The sequence below is a fragment of the Azospirillum sp. TSH64 genome (genome assembly GCF_003116035.1).
Classification (GTDB): domain Bacteria; phylum Pseudomonadota; class Alphaproteobacteria; order Azospirillales; family Azospirillaceae; genus Azospirillum.
This window is the reverse complement of record NZ_LGQW01000015.1, coordinates 5904652-5924718: the sequence shown is the minus strand read 5'-3', so window position 1 is coordinate 5924718 and position 20067 is coordinate 5904652. Positions and strand designations below refer to the sequence as shown.

At 68.6% G+C, this 20067-nt stretch carries 15 protein-coding genes; 9 read left to right on the top strand and 6 right to left on the bottom strand.

Going from position 1 to position 20067, the window contains the following annotated elements; genetic code table 11:
• The 3 genes from TSH64_RS28265 to TSH64_RS28255 all read left to right on the top strand — a co-directional run.
• Nucleotides 1-1825, top strand: a 1825-nt coding sequence (locus TSH64_RS28265) for a tetratricopeptide repeat-containing glycosyltransferase family protein (RefSeq protein WP_146208141.1), incomplete at its 5' end; no start/stop codon positions are given.
• A complete protein-coding gene (locus TSH64_RS28260) occupies nt 1822-2505 on the top strand; it encodes a tetratricopeptide repeat protein (RefSeq protein WP_109450192.1) in 684 nt (227 codons plus the stop codon). The genes TSH64_RS28265 and TSH64_RS28260, both read left to right, overlap by 4 nt.
• A gap of 233 nt (nt 2506-2738) precedes the next feature.
• Nucleotides 2739-2918 carry a YdcH family protein gene (locus TSH64_RS28255; protein ID WP_109450190.1) on the top strand — a complete coding sequence of 60 codons (180 nt, stop codon included), beginning with the start codon at nt 2739-2741 and terminating at the stop codon, nt 2916-2918.
• 75 nt (nt 2919-2993) lie between these two features.
• On the opposite strand, the gene TSH64_RS28250 is transcribed toward TSH64_RS28255, so the two are convergent.
• Nucleotides 2994-6710: a tetratricopeptide repeat protein gene (locus tag TSH64_RS28250; protein WP_109450188.1), complete on the bottom strand. Its 3717-nt coding sequence runs from the start codon at nt 6708-6710 to the stop codon at nt 2994-2996.
• A gap of 175 nt (nt 6711-6885) precedes the next feature.
• Here TSH64_RS28250 and TSH64_RS28245 point away from each other — a divergent pair, with 175 nt between their 5' ends.
• Nucleotides 6886-8097: a tetratricopeptide repeat protein gene (locus tag TSH64_RS28245; protein WP_247873198.1), complete on the top strand. Its 1212-nt coding sequence runs from the start codon at nt 6886-6888 to the stop codon at nt 8095-8097.
• Nucleotides 8098-8106: 9 nt separating this feature from the next.
• Here TSH64_RS28245 and TSH64_RS28240 read toward each other — a convergent pair whose 3' ends face one another.
• Nucleotides 8107-9009, bottom strand: a complete 903-nt coding sequence (locus TSH64_RS28240; protein WP_109450184.1) for a tetratricopeptide repeat protein — start codon at nt 9007-9009, stop codon at nt 8107-8109.
• A 211-nt stretch (nt 9010-9220) separates the two neighbouring features.
• Here TSH64_RS28240 and TSH64_RS35710 point away from each other — a divergent pair, with 211 nt between their 5' ends.
• The gene (locus TSH64_RS35710) at nt 9221-9793 is read left to right on the top strand and encodes a hypothetical protein (protein WP_158285421.1); all 573 of its coding nucleotides are present in this window, start codon (nt 9221-9223) and stop codon (nt 9791-9793) included.
• A 39-nt stretch (nt 9794-9832) separates the two neighbouring features.
• Complete coding sequence (locus tag TSH64_RS28230) at nt 9833-10051, top strand: hypothetical protein (RefSeq protein ID WP_109450179.1); 219 nt, start codon at nt 9833-9835, stop codon at nt 10049-10051.
• A gap of 24 nt (nt 10052-10075) precedes the next feature.
• Here the strand turns inward: TSH64_RS28230 and TSH64_RS28225 are convergent, their stop codons facing one another.
• Entirely contained in the window at nt 10076-10480 is a 405-nt protein-coding gene (locus tag TSH64_RS28225; RefSeq protein WP_109450177.1) for a flagellar basal body rod C-terminal domain-containing protein, read from the bottom strand.
• A gap of 293 nt (nt 10481-10773) precedes the next feature.
• Between TSH64_RS28225 and TSH64_RS28220 the strand changes: the two genes are divergently transcribed.
• A complete protein-coding gene (locus TSH64_RS28220) occupies nt 10774-11589 on the top strand; it encodes a protein phosphatase 2C domain-containing protein (protein ID WP_109450175.1) in 816 nt (271 codons plus the stop codon).
• A gap of 48 nt (nt 11590-11637) precedes the next feature.
• Here the strand turns inward: TSH64_RS28220 and TSH64_RS28215 are convergent, their stop codons facing one another.
• Nucleotides 11638-13236, bottom strand: coding sequence for a serine/threonine protein kinase (locus TSH64_RS28215; protein WP_247873197.1), 1599 nt, complete (start codon nt 13234-13236; stop codon nt 11638-11640).
• Nucleotides 13237-13505: 269 nt separating this feature from the next.
• Between TSH64_RS28215 and TSH64_RS28210 the strand changes: the two genes are divergently transcribed.
• Both TSH64_RS28210 and TSH64_RS28205 read left to right on the top strand, forming a co-directional pair.
• The gene (locus TSH64_RS28210) at nt 13506-15182 is read left to right on the top strand and encodes an alpha-amylase family glycosyl hydrolase (protein WP_247873196.1); all 1677 of its coding nucleotides are present in this window, start codon (nt 13506-13508) and stop codon (nt 15180-15182) included.
• Between the two features lie 187 nt (nt 15183-15369).
• Nucleotides 15370-16470 carry a TRAP transporter substrate-binding protein gene (locus tag TSH64_RS28205; protein ID WP_109450171.1) on the top strand — a complete coding sequence of 367 codons (1101 nt, stop codon included), beginning with the start codon at nt 15370-15372 and terminating at the stop codon, nt 16468-16470.
• Between the two features lie 60 nt (nt 16471-16530).
• Here TSH64_RS28205 and TSH64_RS28200 read toward each other — a convergent pair whose 3' ends face one another.
• The gene (locus tag TSH64_RS28200) at nt 16531-18579 is read right to left on the bottom strand and encodes a hypothetical protein (protein ID WP_109450169.1); all 2049 of its coding nucleotides are present in this window, start codon (nt 18577-18579) and stop codon (nt 16531-16533) included.
• Nucleotides 18576-19985 carry a flagellar hook-associated protein FlgK gene (flgK, locus tag TSH64_RS28195; RefSeq protein ID WP_109450167.1) on the bottom strand — a complete coding sequence of 470 codons (1410 nt, stop codon included), beginning with the start codon at nt 19983-19985 and terminating at the stop codon, nt 18576-18578. Before flgK ends, TSH64_RS28200 begins: the two co-directional genes overlap by 4 nt.
• Between the last annotated feature and the right edge of the window lie 82 nt (nt 19986-20067).

Genomic DNA, 20067 nt, shown 5'->3' with positions numbered 1-20067 from the left:
GGAGCTGGCCGGTGCGCTGGGGGTACCGGTCTGGCGCTTCGGCAGCCGTGACTGGACACAGCTTGGCACCGGCGCCCGACCCTGGTTCCCGACCATGCGTCTGTTCCAGCCGAGGCCGGGCGAAGCGCTGGATTCGATCATCGGAGCCATCGCCGAGGCACTGCGCGCCATGATGCCGGAGCCCGAGCCCGCTTCCGAGGAGAAGGCGGCCCACGAACCGGAAAAGCCCGCCGATTTCGATGCGCTGCTGAATCATGCCGCCGACCTTCACCGCAGCGGCCGGACGGATGAGGCGGAAGTGGCCTACCGTGCCGCCATCGCCGCCGATCCCCGGCGCGAAGCTCCTGGCCATCCCGACGCCCTGCATCTGCTTGGGCTGTTGATGCACCAGACCGGGCGGAACGACGATGCGCTTACACTGATCGGCGAGGCGTTGCGTATCGACCCGGCCTTTCCCCAGGCCTGGAACCATCTGGGTCTGGTGCATGAAATGGAAAAGCGCCACGCCGACTCTACCTTCGCCTTCGCCCGCGCGCTGGCCCTGCACCCCGCCTATCCGGAGGCGCTGACCCATCTGGGCCTCGTCCATCAGATCGGCGGCCGGCCGGCCGAGGGCATGCGGCTGCACCGACGCGCCATCGCCATCCAGCCCGACCATATTCCGGCCCATGCCAATCTCGGCCATGCCTGCGAACTGACCGGACAGACGTTGGAGGCGACCGGCCATTACCGCCGTGCCCTTGCCCTGCAACCGGAGTCGGCCGAGGCCAACAACAACCTTGCCACCATGGCGACGCTGGCCAACCGGCTGGACGAGGCGAAGACCCATCTGCGCCGCGCGCTGCGGGTCGATCCCGGCTTTGCGCTGGCGGCCTGGAATCTAGGCTTGATGGATCTCACCGACGGGCGCATTGCCGAGGGCTGGGCCGGCTATTCGCGTCGCTTCTCCGCCCGGCAGTTGCAGCGGGCGCGCCGCATCGACCGGCCGGTCTGGATGGGCGAGGCGTTGCAGGGCCGGCGACTGCTGGTCTGGTCGGAACAGGGTGTCGGCGACGAGATTCTCTTCGCCTCCTGCTTCGACGCCCTGAACGGGTTGGACGGGCCGGTCACCGTCGAGTGCGACCGGCGGTTGGTCAGCCTGTTTGCCCGCTCCTTTCCCTGGGTGGCGGTACGGGCGGAGACGGCGGACCCCGCCGGGCGGGAGACGATCGATCCGCCGGATTGCGACTTGCAAATGCCGGCGGGAAACCTGCCCGCCCTGGTCCGCGACAGGGTGGCACGTTATCCGGACCGTCCGGCCTATCTGCGCCCCGACTCCGGCCTCGTCACCCGGTGGCGCGAGCGCCTCGCCGCCCTGCCCGGCCTGAAGGTGGGGCTGGCATGGCGCAGCCAGATCGTCACCGCCCAGCGTGCCGCCGCCTACACCGGCCTTGCCGACTGGGCGGCATTGCTCGACATGCCCGGCGTCAGCGTGGTGATGCTGCAATATGGCGACTGCACCGCCGAACTGGCCCGGGTGGAGACGGCAACGCGCCGGCTGCACCGGTGGGACGACCTGAATCTGAAGGATGATTTCGAAGGCGTTTCCGCCCTGATCGCCAACCTGGATCTGGTGATATCGCCGGCCACGGCGGTCGGCGAACTGGCGGGCGCGCTGGGCACGCCGGTGTGGCGGCTCGGCACCCGCGACTGGACGCAGATCGGCACCGGCGTCCGGCCCTGGTTCCCGGCCATGCGCCTGATCCAGCCGCAGGACGGCCAGGGGTTGGCCGACGCGGCCCGGCGGGCGGTGCATGCGCTGGCGGCGCTGGCTCCGACCGGATGAGCGCCGGCCATCACCTGCTTGCCGAGGCGTTCGACCGTCACCAGTCCGGCGGCTTCGACGAGGCGGAGCGTCTTTACCGCCGCATCCTCGCCCGTGAACCGGCGGAGGCCGAAGCCCTGCACCGCTATGGCCTGCTGGTCGCGCAGCTTGGCCGGCTGGAGGAGGCCGACGGGCTGCTCTCCCGTGCCTTGTCCCTGGACTCGAGAGCGACCGAGGTGGCGGTGAACCACGCAAAAATCCTGCGCGCCCTGCACCGGCCGGAGGATGCCGCCCGCCGATTCCACCATGCCCTGGCCTTGTCGCCCACCCTGCTGACGGCGCTGGAGGGGCTTGGCCATGCCGAACGCGAAGCCGGCCATAGCGCTGCGGCGGCGGAAGCCTATGGCCGGGCGGCACGGCTCGACACCGGTGCGGCGGTGCTGCATCAATGGGGCATCGCGCTGGAGAGCCTCGGTCGGCCCGAGGCCGCGGCGGAGGCGCTGCGACGCTCCGCTCGCCTCGATCCCACGGTTCCCTCCGTCGCCGTCAGGCTCGCCGCGATCCTCGAGCGGGTGGGATGCAGGAGCGAGGCTGCCGGCTGGTATCGCCGTGCGCTGGTGCTTCAGCCTGGCCGTGACGAGGTGCGCAGGGCGCTTTCCGGCATCGCCGGACCGGCCGTTGCCCTGCCACCGGCGGCATAACCCTTTGGTCCAAAGGGTCTGTTGGCCTCCGGATGGTGGTGCGCGAAGTGATTTCAAGACCCCACCCCTGCGACCCACTGTCATACGTCTGAACGGTTGAGGCATCTTTTCGCATGGTTTGACCGCATAAAACGCAAGATTTAGGTTGTTCGGCGGTTCGGATGGGTGAACACTGCTGTTACCGGACCGTCACATTGAGGCGGGACGCGGACTGATCACATGGAGAGCGACTCATGCACACTGAAGCTCGCCTTTCGTCTCTGCAGGAAAAGCACATGCGTCTGGACCGGGCGATCCTCGACGAGGAGAAGCGCTCATGGCCGGATGAGAGCGCAGTAAAGCGCCTCAAACTCGAAAAGCTGCACGTCAAGGAAGAGATCGATCGCCTGACGCGCCCCGGCCCGATGAATTGATCCCCCCAATCACAGCAGCGACCTTTGATCTTCACCCTTGAATAGGGGTTAAAGGCCGGGTTGAGGTGGACCGCCTCACCCCGGCCTTTTGACGTCCGGATCCCGGAAACCGCCGCCGGTCCGGCGGAAGCGTTCAAGCTCCGCCGCCACCTTGGGAAGGAGGTCGGCCACCCGTTCGCCCGGACCGGTCCAGAACAGTCGCATCGACGGAAACCAAGGCCGCACACCGGTGCCGAGCGCCGTCCAATCGCCCGTGCGTCCCAGCCGCCAGACCGGCACGCCGAGCGCTCCGGCCAGTTCGCCGGTGGAGGTCGCCGGAGCGATCACCAGATCCAGGGCCGACATCAGCGCCGCCGTACCGTCGAGATCGTCGCGCAGGTCGATGTCGGCAAAGTCATGCGGCGCGCGGCCGAAAGTGCTGTGCGCCGCCGCCAGTTCCGTTTCGCAGTCGCCATATTGCAGGTTGACCGGGATCAGGGCGGGCAAGGTCAGCACCGGCCGCCAATCCTCGATGCGCGTGTAATCGGGCATGCGGTCGGGATCGAGCTGGCTGCTGCGCCAAGCGATGCCGACCCGCAGGCCGTCACCCAATCCGGACAGGCGACGCCGCCAGGTCTCGATTGCTGCCGGGTCGGCGCGCAAAGCCGGTCCCAGAGCGGCGAAGTCGGGCAAGGTGCCGCCCAATCGGCGCGACAGCGATCCGATGGGGGCATGGGCGTCGATGTCGGACGACGGCTCGCCGGGCGTGGCGGGGGCCGGACGCACCGTTGCCTCTGGGAAGGAGCGGGCGAACAACGGCACGAAGCGGGGATCGCACTCGACCACGACATGGCCGCCGTCATGGTCGGCCAGGGCAACCAGCTCCGGCAAACGCTGTGCGAACATCAGCTCGTCGCCGATGCCCTGCTCACGCCAGACCAGAAGGCGTTTCCCCGACAGAGGCCCGCCGTCCCAGAGAGGGGCACCGGGGCGCCGGAATGCCGCCGCCATGTCGCGCGTGTCAAAGCGGCGGTCATAGCCATCCCAGCCCCGCGCCAGCCGGCCGGCCGTCAGCTCCAGCAATCCGCCGTTGAAGGCCGCCGCCGCGTGGCCGGGCTCAACCGCCAGCGCGCGGGCGCACCATGGACCTGCCGCAGCGGCATCCCCCAGTTCGCGCAGCAGTCGGCCACGGTTCGCCATTGCGTCGGCGAGGGCGGGGGCGAGCGCCAAGGCACGGCGCCCTGCCCGTTCCGCCGGATCCAGCCGGCCGAGGCGGCGAAGCGCCACCGACAGGTTCATCCACCCCGCCTCCAGGCCCGGTGTCCGACGGAGCGCCTGTGCATGCGCCCGCTCCGCCTCGGCCCAGCGGCCCAGCCGGGCGAGGGCGACCCCGAGATTGTCGTGTGCCTCCGCCAGATCCGGGTCGGCCGTGACCGCCTTGCGATGAAGGTCGGCCGCGGCGGCGCTCCGCTCCAGCGCGTCGAGTGCGTTGCCTAGGTTGGTCAAGGCCGCTGCGCTATCGGGCTGGACCGCCAGAGCGGTCCGGAAACTCGCCGCCGCCTGCTCCCCCCGCCCGAGCGCCAGACGGACATTCCCCAGGCTGATATGCGCCGTCGCATACTCGGGGGCCTCGGCGACCGCAGCGGCGATGCGCCCCTCCCCTCGCGCCGACGCGCCCGACTGGTGGGCGAGCAGGCCCGAGAGGTGCAAGGCCACCGGGTCGCGCGGGCGGCTTGCCAGCACCCGTTCATAGAGGGGACCCGCCTCGTCATAAGCACCGCTGCGGTGGGCGCCGACCGCAAGCTCCAGGAGCCTGTCCGGGTCGGGGTCCGGATCTGTGGCGTCGGCGGTCCCGGAGCCACCCTCCCCAGCCCCGATTACTGCCGGACTGGGCGCCCTGCTCCGTGGTGTCGCGTTGGCACGCAACGCACTCGCCATCCGGGCAATCGCGGCCTCAAGCCCTTCGCCGGGATTCGGCCGGAACAGCCGCATGGCCGGGAACCAGGGGCGGGCGCCGGTGGCAAGTTGCGTCCAGTCGCGGCCGCCGAAGCGCCAGACCGGAACCCCCAGCGCACCGGCCAGTTCCCCCGCCGACATCGCCGGCGAGATCACCAGATCCAGGTTGGCGGTCAGCGCCGCCGCGCCATCGAAATCGTCCTTCAGGTTCAGATCGGCCCAGCGGTGGATGGTCACGCCGAAGCGCTCCTCCGCCGCCCGAATTTCCTCTTCGCACTCGCCATATTGCAGATTGACGAAGACCAGGCCGGGCACGGCGAACAGCGGTCCCCAATGCTCCAGCATCACGTAGGAAGCCTTGCGGTCGGCGGTCATCAATTGGCTGCGCCAGCCGATGCCGACCCGCAGGCCCGGACCCAGCGCCGCCAGCCGCTGCCGCCACCGCTCCACCAGCGCTGGGTCCGCCACCAGCCAGGGGCCCTGCGGCTCGAAAGCGGACAGGCTGCCGCGCAGCAGTTCCGGCAGGTCGCCCGCCGCAACCTGGAGGTCGCAGTCGGGCGGATCGATGGTTTCGCGCAAGGGCTCGCCGAAAGCGTCACCGGTGCAGCTTTCAGCCCGCACCGTGGCTTTCGGAAAGGAGCGGCGGAACAGCGGCACCAGACGCGGATCGCATTCGATGGTGACCGGTCCGCCTGCCCAGGCGACGACGTCCGGATAGCAGGAGGCGAACATCATCTCGTCGCCAACGCCCTGTTCGCGCCAGATCAGCAGCCTCTTGCCGCGCAGCACCGCTCCATCCCAGCGCGGAATCGGGAAGCGCCGGTTCGGCACCGCCTCGCCGGCGGCGAAACGCCGCTCGTACCCGGCCCAGCCGCGCGCGATGTCGCCGTGAAGAAGCGCCAGCAGAGACAGGTTGTAGGTGGCGGTGGCGAGGTCGGGCTGCTGAGCCAGCGCCTCCTCGAAGCAGGCCGCCGCCTCCTCGTAGCGCCCCTGCGCCTGCAAGGCGTTGCCGAGATTGTAGCGCGCCTCCACGAACTCCGGGTGCAGGTCCAGCGCCTGCCGGTGGCACAGCTCCGCCTGATCGGGACGCCCCAGCCGCTTCAGGACGCTGCCCAGATTGTTTAGCGCGGCGCTGTGGCGCGGGTTGCGTTTCAGCGCCTGACGATAGGCGATCTCGGCACTCTCGAAGGCGCCCTTCTGTTGCAGGACGGCGCCCAGATTGTAGAAGGCGGTGGCATCGTCGGGCCGGTGCCGGGTCACCAGCCGGTGCTGTGCGATGGCCTCGTCCAGCCGGCCGGCCATCGCCAGAGCGTCGCCGAGATTGTTGTGCGCCTCCACCATGCTCGGCGCCAGCCGCACCGCGCGGTCCAGCGCCGTCACCGCCCCGTCATAGCGGTGCAGCGCGGCATGGCCGTTGCCGAGATTGTACCAGGCCTTGGCATAATCCGGCTTCAGCGCCAGCGCCGAGGCGAAGGCCCGCTGCGCCTCGTCGTGACGGCCAAGGGCTGCCAGCGCATTGCCCAGATTGTGCCGCCGCTGCGCCCCCTGCGGGTCCAGGATGGTGGCGTTGCGGTGGGCCTGCGCCGCCTCGTCCGGCCGTCCGGCGGCGAACAGCGCGCTGCCCAGATTGTCCCAGTAATCGGCGACTCCCCTGGCCTGCGCCAGGGCCTTGCCGATCAGGGTCACCGCCTCGTCCGCATGGCCCGATTGCAGGGCCAGCACCCCCAGCAGATGCAGCGCGTCGGCGTTGCGCGGGTCGGCGGCCAGCACGTCGCGATAGCCGCACTCCGCCTCGGCGACACGCCCGGCCTGATGGTGTGCCACTGCCTGCGCCAGCATGTTGGTGTGCTTCGCCACGTTCCGGCCCCGTCCCTGACTGCCCGCACCCTCAAAGGGAGTGCCATCATCGGTGGATCACGGTAAAGATGCCATTGATATCGGCGGGGAATCGACCTGCGGGAGAAGGGGGGAACACGCGATGGCAGGGTCACGCTCGTCCTTGCGGGGCGGGGTGCGCAGGGGACTGGCGGGAATGGCCGTGCCACCCGCGGTGAAGCTCAGCCGGCAGGCGGACGCTCTGGCCGCGGCCGGTAACGCGGCGGGGGCGGAGCCGCTCTATGCCCGGGCTCTGGCCGCCGACCCGACGCTCGCCGGCACCCACAACAACCACGGCAACGCCCTGCGCGTGCTTGGCCGGCTGGAGGAGGCCGCCGCCGCCTACCGGGCCGCCGTCTTCCACGGCCTGCATGAGGGGATGGCGCACTACAATCTCGGCTCCGTCCTGCGTCAGGCGGAGCGGCCGGTTGAGGCGGAAGCCGCCTTCCGTCAGGCGCTCGCCCTTCGCCCCGACCATGCGGAGGCGTGGAACAACTGCGGCAACCTGCTGCGCGACCTCGGCCGCTTCGGCGGGGCGGCGGTGGATTACCGCCGGGCGCTGGGCCTTCGGCCGGACTGGGCCGACGCCCACGACAATCTTGGCGCCGTGCTCTATCTGCTGCACGAACAGGGCGGGGAGGAGGATGCGGCGGCGTTGGCCCGGCTGTGGCGGCGCGACCATCCTGACAACCCGCTGGCCCGCCACATCGGCGCCGCCATCGCCGGTGAGGAGGCCGACCCGCGTGCGCCCGACGACTATGTGCGCCAGACCTTCGACCTGTTCGCCGATGAATTCGACCGCAAGCTGGCCGAGCTGGATTACCGGGCGCCGGCCCTTCTCGCCGGTCTGCTGTCCGACGAAGAGCCTGCCGGCGACCTCGACGTGCTGGATGCCGGCTGCGGCACCGGGCTGTGCGCGCCAGCGCTCCGGCCCTATGCCCGCCGGCTGGTCGGTGTCGATCTGTCGGAGGGCATGCTGAGCCGCGCCCGTGCCCGCGGCCTGTATGACGGGCTGCATGAGGCGGAACTGGTCGGCTTCCTGACGGCGCATCGGCTGGCTTTCGATCTGATCATGGCGGCCGACGTGTTCTGCTATTTCGGCATCCTCGACGACGCTCTGGCCGCTGCCTGCACCGCGCTGCGCCCCGGCGGCCGGCTGGCCTTCACGGTGGAGGCGTTGGACAATGCCGACGGACGGCCCCACCGCGTCGCCACCCACGGCCGCTATGCCCATGCCGACTCCTACATCCGCACCGCGGTGGCGAATGCCGGACTTGTGCTGTGGCGATGCAACCACGACCGGCTGCGCTTCGAGAGCGGCGAACCGGTGACCGGGCTGGTGGTGCTGGCCGAGCGGCCGGCGTTTTAGGCCAGCGGTTTAGGAACGCCGGCGCGGCCGGCGGAACGGAGCGGGCTTGGGATCCGGTTTGGCCGGCGGCGGGGCTGGCGGCGGGCGGACCAGCGCGTCAGCCTCCTCGGCATGGCCCAGCGAACGCAGCGCGAGGGCCAGCGTGTCGCGGGGCGCCGGATGGGCCGGGTCGATGCGGACGGCATGGCGGAGCGGGGCCAGTGCCGCGGCGGCATGGTTGGTCGCGGCCAGCGCGATGCCGAGATTCAGCGCTGCCGACAGGAAGTCTGGCACCAGGGCCAGGGCGTTGCGGAAGGCGATCACCGAATCCGCGCGCAGCCCGGCGGCGAAAAGGGCATTGCCCAGAAGGAAGGCGATGTCGGCATCCTGCTGGTCGAGTGCCGCGGCCCGGATCAGATCGGCCAGCGCCGGCGTCGCCTGACCGGACTCCAGCCGCAGCCGGCCGCGCGCATGCAGCAGACCGACAAGCCTTTCCCGCGCCGGATCCAGCGCCGGCTCGATCCGCAGGGCGCGCTCCAGCATCGTGGCGGTGGCGTCGATGGCGGCCGGATCGCCGCGGCCATGGCGGGCGAAGGCGCGGTCGGTCCAGGCCTCCGCAAAATCGGGGCGCAGCGCCAGCGCGCGACGGTAGGATGCTTCGGCCTCGTCCGGCCGGTCGAGCCCGCGCAGCAGATTGGCACGGTTGGCGTGAATGTCCGCTGCCTCGGGCCGCAGGACCAGCGCCTTGCCGATCAGCGTCAGGCCGAATTCTCCCCGGTCGATCTGTCCGGCGAGGACGCCCAGATAATGCAGGGCGTCCGGCTGCTCCGGCTCGACATCGAGGATGCGGGTGTAGAGTTCCTGTGCCTCGCCGAAACGGCCGACGAGATGCAGGTCGAGCGCCAGCGTCAAGGCTTCGAGGATGGTGGCCATGGCTCAACGCTTTAGGACGACCGATGCCGCCACCGCAAGCCTGTGGAGGGGAAGATCTTAGTTTTCGACATAAATATTTTCCCTGCTGGAAATCCCCTTCCCCCATATGGGTTAGAGCCCCCACTCCAAATAAGTGTAAAGAAACTCTTTACGCACAGTCCAGGTTAAGGTAATTTAATGTTCGATATTCACCGATCCGGACAATCTGGTCATGAACGTGGCGGTGGCCACATCGACGGTCTCGCGGCCGTTCGCCTTCATGACGCCCCGCGGCAGCGATGCCGTCGAACCAGGGGCTGGCACCCGGACTCCGGCCTCCAGCACCCTCCCTCAGGCGGACGCCGACACGACCGGTGGAACCGATCCGCTGGTCAACCGCTTCCCGACCATCGCCTTCAGCTATGACACCGACGCTTCGCGGCTGGTGATGCTGTACCGCGACCCCGCCAACGGAAAGACCGTTTCGCAGATTCCGACCGAAGCCGCCCTGAAGCAGTACAAGGAAGCCCAGCAGAAGGAAAAGGACGCGGAGCGCGCCTCGCTGCTGAAGCTGACCGTCGGCGACAGCGGTCAGGGCGGCCAAACGGAAGGGCAAGCTGGCGGGCAGTCTGCGGCTTATGGGCGCGGTGCGACCGATAGGTCGGCGACGGCCGGCACCGCCCCCCGGACCGCAGCCCCGGTCACGTCGACCGCTTCCGCCGCCGCGGCATTTGTGGCACACTCCGCTTCGGTCACAGCGTCTTCCGCCGGCACATCCGCCGGTCGGGTCAACGTCGTGATCTGAGAACACCCTGTTTCAAGGGCACGGTTTGCAGGGGGCAGGATGGCCATGGATGTCACGTCATCGACCGCCGGTGCGGCGATGTCCCTGATGCAGGCACAGGGGCAGATGGCTTTCGGCGTCAAGGCGCTGAACCAGAATGCCGAACAGCAGCAGGCGACGGTCGAAACCCTGATTCAGTCGGGCAATGGCTCCGGTGGCGGCTCCGGTGGCGGCAATGTTACGCCGACCCGTGGGCAGAACCTGAACATCACGGTCTGACCTGTAGCCGGCAGACCTCGACAATCAGACTTTTGAATCGAGCAGGGACGTCAGCATCTCGTCCTGGGTACGCACGACCGCGGCATTGGCGCCATAGGCCCGGCTGGCCGCCATCTGATTGATGCGCTCGGTCGCCAGATCGACATTCGGCGCCGCGACCATGCCGTCACCGTTCGCCGCGCTGTCGTCGGGCGCATACTCCTGCAGATAGGCCGGCGTGATCGGCGTGAAGGTGGCGCGCGTGCCGGGGTTGGCATCGCTCTGCGCGACCGCGACGGGCTGATAGGCCGCACGCTTACCGTCGGCGCTACCGTCCGTGGTCGGAACGGCCCCGGTGGAGCGGACATTCGCGACGTTGGCGGCCGAGGCGTCGAGCCGCCGGGTCTGGGCGGTCAAGCCGCTGAGAGCGATGCCGATACTGCCGACCATGGCGGTCCATTCCTCGTCCGACGGCCTATCGGGAAACCTTACCACATCGGATGTCCGACACCAGCGGAGCATCGCCGGGGCGGCGACCGCTGCAACCTCCCGGCACTTTCAATCTCCGGCCTGTAACACCCCCAGTGCAATCGCCGCTGTATCTTTCACGGGGCATACGCCATTATCGGGCAAACGGCCGCCGCTCCTTTCCATTGCCGCCGGTATCCCGCCGGTGGTTTCGGCCCTGATGGGACCGGTTCCGATCGAGCCGGCCCAGATGCGAGATGGGAGCCGCCGCCTGAATGCCGAACGCCGCCTTTGCCCTGACCGTCGCCGGCCTGACCGACGTAGGCCGCGCCCGGTCCCGCAACGAGGACGATTTCCAGGTAGGCATTGCCGGGGAATTTGCGGTCGTCTGCGATGGCATGGGCGGTCATGCCGGCGGCGACATCGCCAGCCGCAAGGCGGTCGAGGTGATATCCGGCATCCTGCGGGACCAAGCCCCGTCCGATCCGATCGCCTTGGCGAAGCGTGACGATGCCGACCGCACCCAGACCGACCCGGCGGCGACCGAACCGGCGGTACGCCATGCGCTGTCGGTTGCACGGTCCGCGGTGCTGCAGGCCAACCGGGCGATCCACGAGCTGAATCAGGCCCGCGGATTCTCGTCGGGGCGCGGCATGGGCACCACCGTTGCCGGGGTCTGGCGGATTCCCGGAACCGCCTGCATGGCGGTGTTCCATGCCGGCGACAGCCGGGTCTACCGCCTGCGCGACGGGGAGCTGCGCACCCTGACCCGCGACCACAGCCTCTATCAGATATGGCTGGACAATGGCGCGCGCGGAACCGCACCGCAACGGAACATCATCGTCCGCGCTCTCGGCACGGCCGAGGATGTGGAGCCGGAGGTCAGCGTGCAGTCGCTGATGCCGGACGATGTCGTCATGCTCTGTTCGGACGGGCTGAACGGCATGCTGCCGGACGGCGTCATCGCCCGCATTCTGCGCCAGGAATCCGATCCCGCCCTGGCCGCTGCCGCGCTGGTGGATGCCGCCAACGCGGCTGGAGGAATGGACAATGTGACGGTGGTGGTCGGACGCTTCGCCGCGACCGCCTGACCGTCCCGGCAGGATCGATCTATCGAGTCTTCCCGGTCACCCTGCCGATCAAGGCCCGGTGGCGATGAAGCGCGCATCCGCCAGCGCCGCCGGGGCATCCTCCGGCAGCGCGGCCAGCGCGTCGGCCAATGCGGCCAGATAGTCGGCTGCCGGCTCCTGCTCCGGCCGCGGGGCGGCGAAGAGAGGCTCCGCCGTAGCGATGGTCAGCAGCAGTTCGGTTCCATAGGGCGGGCCGATGGTCCAGGAACGCCCGTTCGCCGGCTTCCCGTCCTTCCCCCTCTCGCCCAGCCGGCGCGATGCGCCTGCGGCAAGGGCGATGGCACTGTCCGACGGGTTGGGGAGCAGATGCACGACGACGCCGTCGATGGTGAAGTAATCGACCTGCAACCGGACCGGACGGGCCGGCGCCCGGATCTCCAGCATCAACGGATCGTCGGCATTCAGCGCCGACCCCTCCAGCAGGCTCACCGTCAACGGCTCGGCCAAGGCCCGGTTGGTATCCAGCGCCGTGGCGACGCTGCCCAGAGGGGCACAGAACTGCGCATCCGCAGTGGCGAGGTCGAAGCCATGGTCCCAGCCGGCGGCAAGCCTCTCGACCGTTTCGCGCACCGCCGTCTCCGCCCGCTCCCCGGCGACCGTTCCCGAAACCAGCAGCCTCCCCCCGGTCGTTTCCACGCCGACCAGCACACAGGGAATGGAGCGCAGCGCCTCCGCCACCGCCGCGACCGGCGGCTGCCGGGGGGCTGCCAAAGGAGGGGCCGGGGGCAATGAAGGGGGGAGCGCAGAGGGCGGTGCAGAGTGCGGTGCAGGCGGCCGGGATGCCGGTTCGGGTGCTGCGTCTCCGGCCATAGCCATAGGTGGCGGCACGGACGGGGCAGGCCGGTTCAAGACCGCTGCCGCAGCCAAACCGCCCAGTACGGCAACGCCGCCGAGCAACCGGGGCCAGCGGCGGGCACGCGCCGGTGCCGCGCCGGCCGACGAAACGGACGCTCCCGTCAACGCGGTGACAGCCCGGAGCAGCGCACCTGCGTCCGGAAACGCCCCGGCCCCATCGCTGCGCAATGTCGCCAGCAGGGCCGACACCCCCGGCCGCTGGTCGTGCGCGGCCAAAAGCCGTTCGGTCAGCCCCACGGCGGCGGCCAGATCGCCGCTCCGGTCCGCTGCCGCCGCGGTCAAGGCTGCACGGCCGAACCCGGCGACCACCGACGCCGGTCCGGCGTGCAGCACAGTGTCGACACCGAGCGCGCCATGGATCACACCGGCCCGATGGGCTGCGGCAAGCGCGTCCAGCACGCGGTCCAGAGTGGCGACGGTGTCCTCCCACTCCAGCGGTCCGTCGGCCAGCCTCGTGGCGAGCGTCGGCCCATCGGCCGGTGCGGTGGCGACGAAGGCGGTGCCGGCAAGCTCGCCGGAGGCCAGGATTGCCGGAATGGCCGGGTGGAACAGCCGCGCCGCGGCGCCCGCCATCCGCCGGAACCGCTCCAGCCCGGCGGCATCGGCGCACAGGCGGGCCAGCGGCACGGTCCACAGCGCCACCGCCTGCCCCTTGGCGTCCAGGGCGCGGTGCAGCCGCAGGTCGCCGTCCTGCCGGATCAGGTCGAGCAGCCGATAACGGCCCAGCCGTTTTTCGCCTTTCGCCATGGCCATTTCAACCGCCGTCCCGTCCCGCCGCATTTCCGCCTCTCGGCCAGACCCGCCATGACCGCGCCGCTGGTATAGCCGCAGCGCCTCAATGCGGCCAAGTCCCAGGGCACCCACCCGCAAGTTTCTGCCCCGATGGCCGGTCCTGTCGAACGTCCTAGTCCTGTGACGACGAACGGTCGGTAACCTTTCGTTAGCCATGAGGCAGGAAGCTGATACCGCGAGCCGCACCTCTGCGACCCGCATGTGCACCACCCGGCGCGGAGCCTGCTGCCTTGCCCCACACTCCCTCCCTTTCCCAATCGTCCGGCCCGAACCTGTCCTGGCTGAACGGGGCGGCGCTCTACCAGATCTATCCGCTCAGCTTCCGCGACCACGGCGGCGACGGCTGGGGCGACCTCGACGGCGTGATCGAGGGGTTGGACCATGTGGCCTCGCTGGGTGTCGACGGGGTGTGGATCAGCCCCTTCTACCCGTCGCCACGCACCGACTTCGGCTATGACGTCGCCGACCACCGGGCCGTGGATCCGCGCATGGGCAATCTCGCCGTCTTCGACCGGTTGATCGAGCGCGCCCATGGGCTGGGCCTGAAGGTGCTGGTCGATCTGGTCTGCGGCCACACCTCCAACGCCCATCCCTGGTTCGTCGAAAGCCGCCGGTCGCGCGACAACGACAAGTCCGACTGGTATGTCTGGGCCGACGCCAAGCCCGACGGCACCGCGCCGAACAACTGGCTGTCGGTGTTCGGCGGCGCCGCCTGGAGTTGGGAGCCGCGGCGGCGGCAATATTACCTGCACCATTTCCTGTCCAGCCAGCCGGCGCTGAACCTGCACCACCCCGCGGCGATGGATGCGCTGTGCGAGACGGCCGAATTCTGGATGGAGCGCGGGGTCGACGGCTTCCGCATCGACGCCGTCGACTTCTTCGCCCATGACCCGCAGCTGCGCTCCAACCCCGCCGCCGTCTGGCGCGGGTCCGAACCGCCGCTGAAGCCCTTCGCCTTGCAGCAGCACATCTACGACATGATGCACCCGGCCATCGGCAGCATCCTGTCCCGCCTGCGCGAAACGGTGGAGCGCTATCCCGGCCGCGTCCTTCTGGGCGAGCTGTCCAGCCAGCCCGGCGCCGGCCAGCGCATCGCCGCCTACTGCACGCCGCAGGGACTGCACGCCGCTTACACCCTGTCGCTGGCCAAGCAGCCTTTCAGCGCGATGGGATTCGCCCAAGCCCTGAGCGCCGCCGGACGGCCGGACTCGATCTGCTGGAGCCTGTCCAACCACGATGTGGAGCGGGCCGCCAGCCGCTGGCTGCCGGCCGGTGCCGATCCACAGGCCTTCAACGCCCTGCTGGCGATGCTGGCCGCCTCGCTGCCCGGCACCGTCTGCCTCTATCAGGGGGAGGAACTGGCCCTGCCCAACGCGGTGCTGGAGCAGCACCAGCTGCGCGACCCGTTCGGCATCACCTACTGGCCCGATTTCCAGGGACGCGATGGCAGCCGCACGCCGATGCCCTGGCGGGCCGGCGAGCCCCATGCCGGCTTCACCGTCGCCGACCCCTGGCTGCCGGTGCCCGACATCCATCGCGGCCTCGCCGTCGACCGGCAGGAACGGACGGCGGGCAGCCCGCTGGCGGTGTGGCGGGCCGCTCTCTCGCTGCGCCGCGACCTGGAGGCGCTGCGCAGTGGCGGCGTTTCCGCGGTCGAGGAGCATGGCGACCTGCTGTCCTTCGAACGCTGCATGGGCGAGCGCAGCACTGGCGACGACCGCCTGCTCGCCGTCTTCAACATGGCCGACCGGCCGGCCGAATTCGCCTTGCGCGGCCGTGGCGAGCCGGAAGCCCTGCTGGTTCCCCGCGCGCCCGGCGCCCCGGTGCCCGAGCTGACCGCCGACGGACGGACGCTGGTGATGCCGCCGCTGTCGGTCTTCCTGGGACGCTTGCGCAACCCGGCCTGAGCCTCCCCCGCATAAGCTCTTCGAGGGTGCCGGCTACACCCTCGAAAGGCAGGCATGCACATTTATGCGATGCAGGGCGCCGCATCGGATGCTTTGTTACGCTCTCGCCTAAGTCGCTGAAATTCCCTGATTCATCGCGGGTCGTGGAAATTGTCGGCAATAGCAATAATCTTGCGGAGTAGCGGGAGTGGAAAGAAGAGCGTTTCTCACCAAGGCCGGTGTCGGTGCCGTTTCGACCGTTGCCGCCTCGACCCTCGCGGCCCCGGCCATCGCGCAGAGCCAGCCGACCATCCAGTGGCGTCTGGCTTCGAGCTTCCCGAAGAGCACCGACATCCTCGTCGGCACGTCCGAGCTGATCGCCAAGCGCGTGTCGGAGGCGACCGACGGCAAGTTCCAGATCCGCGTGCATGCCGCCGGTGAGATCGTCCCCGGTCTTCAGGTTTTGGACGCCGTGCAGAACGGCACCGTCCAGTGCGGCCACACCTGCGGCTACTATTATGTCGGCAAGGATCCGACCTTCGCCTTCGACACCGCGATCCCCTTCGGCCCGAACGCCCGCCAGCAGAACGCCTGGTTCCAGTATGGCGGCGGCCAGGAGGTGATGCGTACCTTCTTCGCCAAGCACGGCATCGTGCAGTTCCCGGCCGGCAACACCGGTGCCCAGATGGGCGGCTGGTACCGCAAGGAAATCAAGTCGCTGGCCGACTTCAACGGCCTGAAGATCCGCATCGCTGGCATCACCGGCCAGATCATGGCCAAGCTGGGCGCCGCCCCGACCCAAATCGCCGGCAGCGACATCTACCCGGCGCTGGAAAAGGGCACCATCGACGCGGTCGAGTTCGTCGGCCCCTATGACGACGAGAAGCTGGGCTTCGTCCAGGTTGCCAAATACTACTATTATCCGGGCTGGTGGGAAGGCGGGCCGCAGGTCTCGCTCTACATCAACCAGAAGGAATGGGAAGCCCTGCCCAAGTCCTATCAGGCGATCATGACCGCGGCCTGCGCCGAGGCGAACGGCGCGATGACCGCCCGCTACGACGCCGAGAATGCCAAGGCGCTGAAGCGTCTGGTCGCCAAGGGCGCCTTGCTGCGCCCCTATCCGCGCGACCTGATGGAGGCCGCCCACAAGATCGCCTTTGAGCTGTACGACGACATCGCGAAGACCAACCCGGACTTCAAGGCCGTCTACGACAGCTGGAAGCCCTTCCTGGAGGAGGTGCAGCTGTGGTTCCGCGTGGCCGAGCTGCCCTACGACAACTTCACCCAGTCGGCCGGCCGCTCCAAGTGATTGGCTGCGGACTCTGACGGAAAGCAAGGGGGGTGGCCGGTCCGGCCGCCCCCTTCTTTTTCAGGCCAGATAATTCAGCAGCGACAGCTTCTGGGTCTGGCCGGCAACGGTGTAGGTCGCCTGCTGGACATTCATCGCACTGCTCAGCCGGGCCGCGACCTCGGTCTGGTCGATGCCCTCGATGTTGGCGAGACGGTCGGTCAGGGTGGCGACCGAGTCCGTGTGGGCGTCCTTGTTGGTCTCCAGCGTGGCGGCGTCGGACGCGACCTTGGCGTGGACCGAGCGGATCTGGTCCGATGCCTGGGTCAGCATCTCGCGCGCCTGGGTGCTGTATTCGGTCCATTTGCCGGGGTTGGCCGCCGCCGTCCGCACCAGCTGCATCGCCTTCACCAGCGTCTGGAACGCCTGATCGTCGGCGCTGACCCCGTAGGTCAGGTTCAAATTGTCGTCGATCGTCACCTGCGACTTGCGGTACGCGTCGGCATTCTTGCCCTTTGTCAGATATTCTGAATCGTAGAAGGGCAGGTCCGGCGGCTCGGCATTGGGCACGGCGGTCTGGCTGTCCTGCTCCGGCGGCAGCGTGCCGACCGAGATGGTGTTCTGCAGCGACCCGTTCGTCACCTTGGCGCTGGTCGAGAACAGCGACGAGCGGCCGGGGTGGTTGGGATCGGCATTGGCTGTGCTGGTCAGCGCGATGCTCGGACCGTTGCCGAGCGCGTCGATGGTGACCGGCGGGGCAGGGTTCAGATTGCCGAACTGCTGGCGCAGCTTGTCGGCCACCTGCCCGACATTGGTGACGCCGGCGGCATAGTCGGTGTCGCTGACCGTGTAGCTGACCTTGTAGGACTGATAGGGCGGCAGGTCGTGCGGCTCGGTCGGATTCTTCAGATAATAGTTCTGGTTATAGGGATCGTCGGGATCGCCGACCGCGACCGTGAACTCGAAGGTATCGCCGATGTCCACCGCCGCGCCGTTCAGGGTGAAGCGGTCGATCTGCGGCAGGGTGGCCGTCGGCGCCTGGGTGGTCGACGGCGCAGTCGCGGTGTTCTCCACCGTGGCGGAGTTGACGACGCGGGCGGACAGGTCGAACTTCTGCCCAGGCTGCTGGCCGACCAGGGAGATGATGCCGTTGGAGGTCGACACCGTCATCGGCAGCGGCGGGGTGGCCGCGTTGATCTGGGTGGTCAGCGTCTGGGCGACGAAGGTCAGCGTCTTCGGGTCGGACGCCTGGATCTGATAGCCGAAGGTCTTGCCGGAGACGGTCACCTCGAAATAATCGTCGGTGTTCACCACCGCGCCGTTCAGGGTGATCTTGCTGGTCTGCGTCGTCGCCGTCAGGTCGGTGACCGGCTCCGTCCCGAAGCGCGACCCGGCGAACAGGTAGCGGTCGCCGAAGCGCTGGTTCAGCAGGGCCTGGATGTCGCGCATGGCGCCTTCGGCGCGGTCCTTGACCTGGTCGGCCTGCGGGAAGCTGACCGAGAAGCTGCTGCTCGACGCCGCCTTCAGGCTGTCGAAGGTCAGGTTCAGGATCGCACCCTCGCCGGGGCCGCCGGAGATGTTGAAGTTGTAGCCCTTGCCGTCGTTGGGCGGGGTGGTGCCCAGGTTGATGGCGCGGGTGGTCTTGCCGCCCAGACCGTCGGTCACGGTGACGTCGAAGGTGCCGTTGGTGCCCTGCTGCGACGGGACCGCGGTCACCGTGTATTTGGCGCCGACCGTCAGCGTCGACTTGGACGCGTCGATCGACAGCTTCATCCCGTCGGGATTGGTGTTGGTCGGGGTGGTGACGCTGGGCGGACCGGGCTGGAAGGGGAAGGTCGTGCTGGAGGTCCAGCTCGACACGATGGATTCCATCGAGGTCAGCACCTTGTCCGTCGCGGCGACGCGCGGTGCGGCGGTGTTGATGCTCTGGATGTAGTTGGTCTTCTTCGCCATCTCCGCCCTGAGGTCCAGAAGCTTCTGCACCTCCGGACCATAGGCGTTCAGATCGACCGACTTCTTCCCCGTGGTCAGCTGTTCGGACAGCTTGTTGATGTCGTTCTGGCCCCCGGACAGGTTCCGGACAAGGCTCAGATATTTCGAGTAGCTGCTGACTCCCGTTATCGAGCTCATCGGACCACCGCCTCCAGCGCATCAAACATTGCATTGGCCACTTGCATGACCCGTGCCGAAGCCTGGTAGGAGGTCTGGAGCTGCTGGAGCTGGGCGATTTCCTCGTCGATGTTCACGCCGGTCTGCGACTGGTAGCGCTCGCTGAGGAGCTGCATGGACTCCTTGTTGGAGGTGGCCGCGGTGCTGGCGGTCTTGGCCGCGGCCATCCAGGTGCCGGTGATGGCGCTGCCCATGGCGCTGTAGGTGGTGTCCTTCATCTGCAGGCCGTCGGCGCTGAAGCTGCGGCCGGCGGCATTGACCGCCTTGACCAAGTCGCCGATGGCGGACTGCTTGATTTTGCTGGTGTTGTCCAGGAGCTTGGCGTTGATGGTGATGGTGAAACGGTCGGTTCCAGTGAAGAACTGGTTGGCCTGTTCGCCGGCGGCGGCCGGGCTGGCATTGTCGTAGGCGTCGGCGAAGCTGGTGGGCTCGCCCGGCTTGGTCGGACCGGTGAAGGCCTTGGCGAACTCGTCCAGCTGCGAGCGCAGCTTGCGGATGATCTCCGTCGTCGGGTCGCCGCTGGCCGGGGTCGGCGGCTCGGTGGTCGAGCCGTCCTTGCGCATCTGGATCAGCGAGCCCAGCTTGCCGGTGGTCAGGTGGTTGTTGATCGAGGTGACTTGATTGCCGACCTGTAGGTTGATGTTGCCGCCGTCATAGGAAAGATTTGCCGGCTGCGCATCGACCAGCGCCAGACCCGACGGGGTGAAGATCGCCAGCCGGCCGTCCGGCCGCTCCACCGTGCGGATGCCCATATAGGTGCTCAGTTCGCGGACCAGCCCGTCGCGCTTGTCGGCGACGGTGTTGGCGGCGGCCCCCTGGCCCTGCAGCGACACCATGTCGTTGTTGATCGAATTGATCTGCTTCAGCAGGTCGTTGACCGTATCGACCGACTTGGTGATGTCGGTCTTCATGTCGCGGTCGATCTGCTCCACCCCCTCCGACACGCGGCGGATTTCGCGCGAAAAGTTTTCGGCCGCCTGGACCAGCTGGTACTGGGCGGTCTCGTCCTCCGGCGAGGTGGACAGCGTCTTGATCGCGGCCTGGAACTTGTCGGAATAGTCGTTCAGCAGCGGCGTCCCGTTGGTGGTCCGCATCAGGTCGCCCAACTGCTGCATATAGGTGGTCGTCACCTGCGATCCGCCATCGCGCGAGGTCAGGTCCATGACCTGGGCCATCAGCGCCTTGTCGACCTCCCGGCGATAGGTCGTGCTGACGACCTGGCCGCTGGCGTCCACCGACTGCTGGGCGGTGTGGCGCGTGCGGTTCGGGTCGTTGGCCTGCGCGATGTTGTCCGAAACCAGCTTGACGCTGGACTGGACCGTGCGCAGCCCGGCCGTGGCACTGTTCAAGGCTGCGAAGAGGGACATGGCGGGAGACCTTTCACGGATCGGGATGGTCGGGGCGGTGCCGGGACGGCTGCCGCCCCCCATTCAAACGATCAGGGAACCG

What these genes read in the sequence shown, in the direction of transcription:
- TSH64_RS28220 (WP_109450175.1), top strand. Translation starts at nt 10,774, where the DNA reads ATGCCGAACGCCGCCTTTGCCCTGACCGTCGCCGGCCTGACCGACGTA.
- TSH64_RS28255 (WP_109450190.1), top strand. Translation starts at nt 2,739, where the DNA reads ATGCACACTGAAGCTCGCCTTTCGTCTCTGCAGGAAAAGCACATGCGT.
- TSH64_RS28215 (WP_247873197.1), bottom strand. Translation starts at nt 13,236, where the DNA reads ATGGCCATGGCGAAAGGCGAAAAACGGCTGGGCCGTTATCGGCTGCTC.
- TSH64_RS28225 (WP_109450177.1), bottom strand. Translation starts at nt 10,480, where the DNA reads ATGGTCGGCAGTATCGGCATCGCTCTCAGCGGCTTGACCGCCCAGACC.
- TSH64_RS28240 (WP_109450184.1), bottom strand. Translation starts at nt 9,009, where the DNA reads ATGGCCACCATCCTCGAAGCCTTGACGCTGGCGCTCGACCTGCATCTC.
- flgK (WP_109450167.1), bottom strand. Translation starts at nt 19,985, where the DNA reads ATGTCCCTCTTCGCAGCCTTGAACAGTGCCACGGCCGGGCTGCGCACG.
- TSH64_RS28245 (WP_247873198.1), top strand. Translation starts at nt 6,886, where the DNA reads ATGGCCGTGCCACCCGCGGTGAAGCTCAGCCGGCAGGCGGACGCTCTG.
- TSH64_RS28200 (WP_109450169.1), bottom strand. Translation starts at nt 18,579, where the DNA reads ATGAGCTCGATAACGGGAGTCAGCAGCTACTCGAAATATCTGAGCCTT.
- TSH64_RS28260 (WP_109450192.1), top strand. Translation starts at nt 1,822, where the DNA reads ATGAGCGCCGGCCATCACCTGCTTGCCGAGGCGTTCGACCGTCACCAG.
- TSH64_RS35710 (WP_158285421.1), top strand. Translation starts at nt 9,221, where the DNA reads ATGAACGTGGCGGTGGCCACATCGACGGTCTCGCGGCCGTTCGCCTTC.
- TSH64_RS28230 (WP_109450179.1), top strand. Translation starts at nt 9,833, where the DNA reads ATGGCCATGGATGTCACGTCATCGACCGCCGGTGCGGCGATGTCCCTG.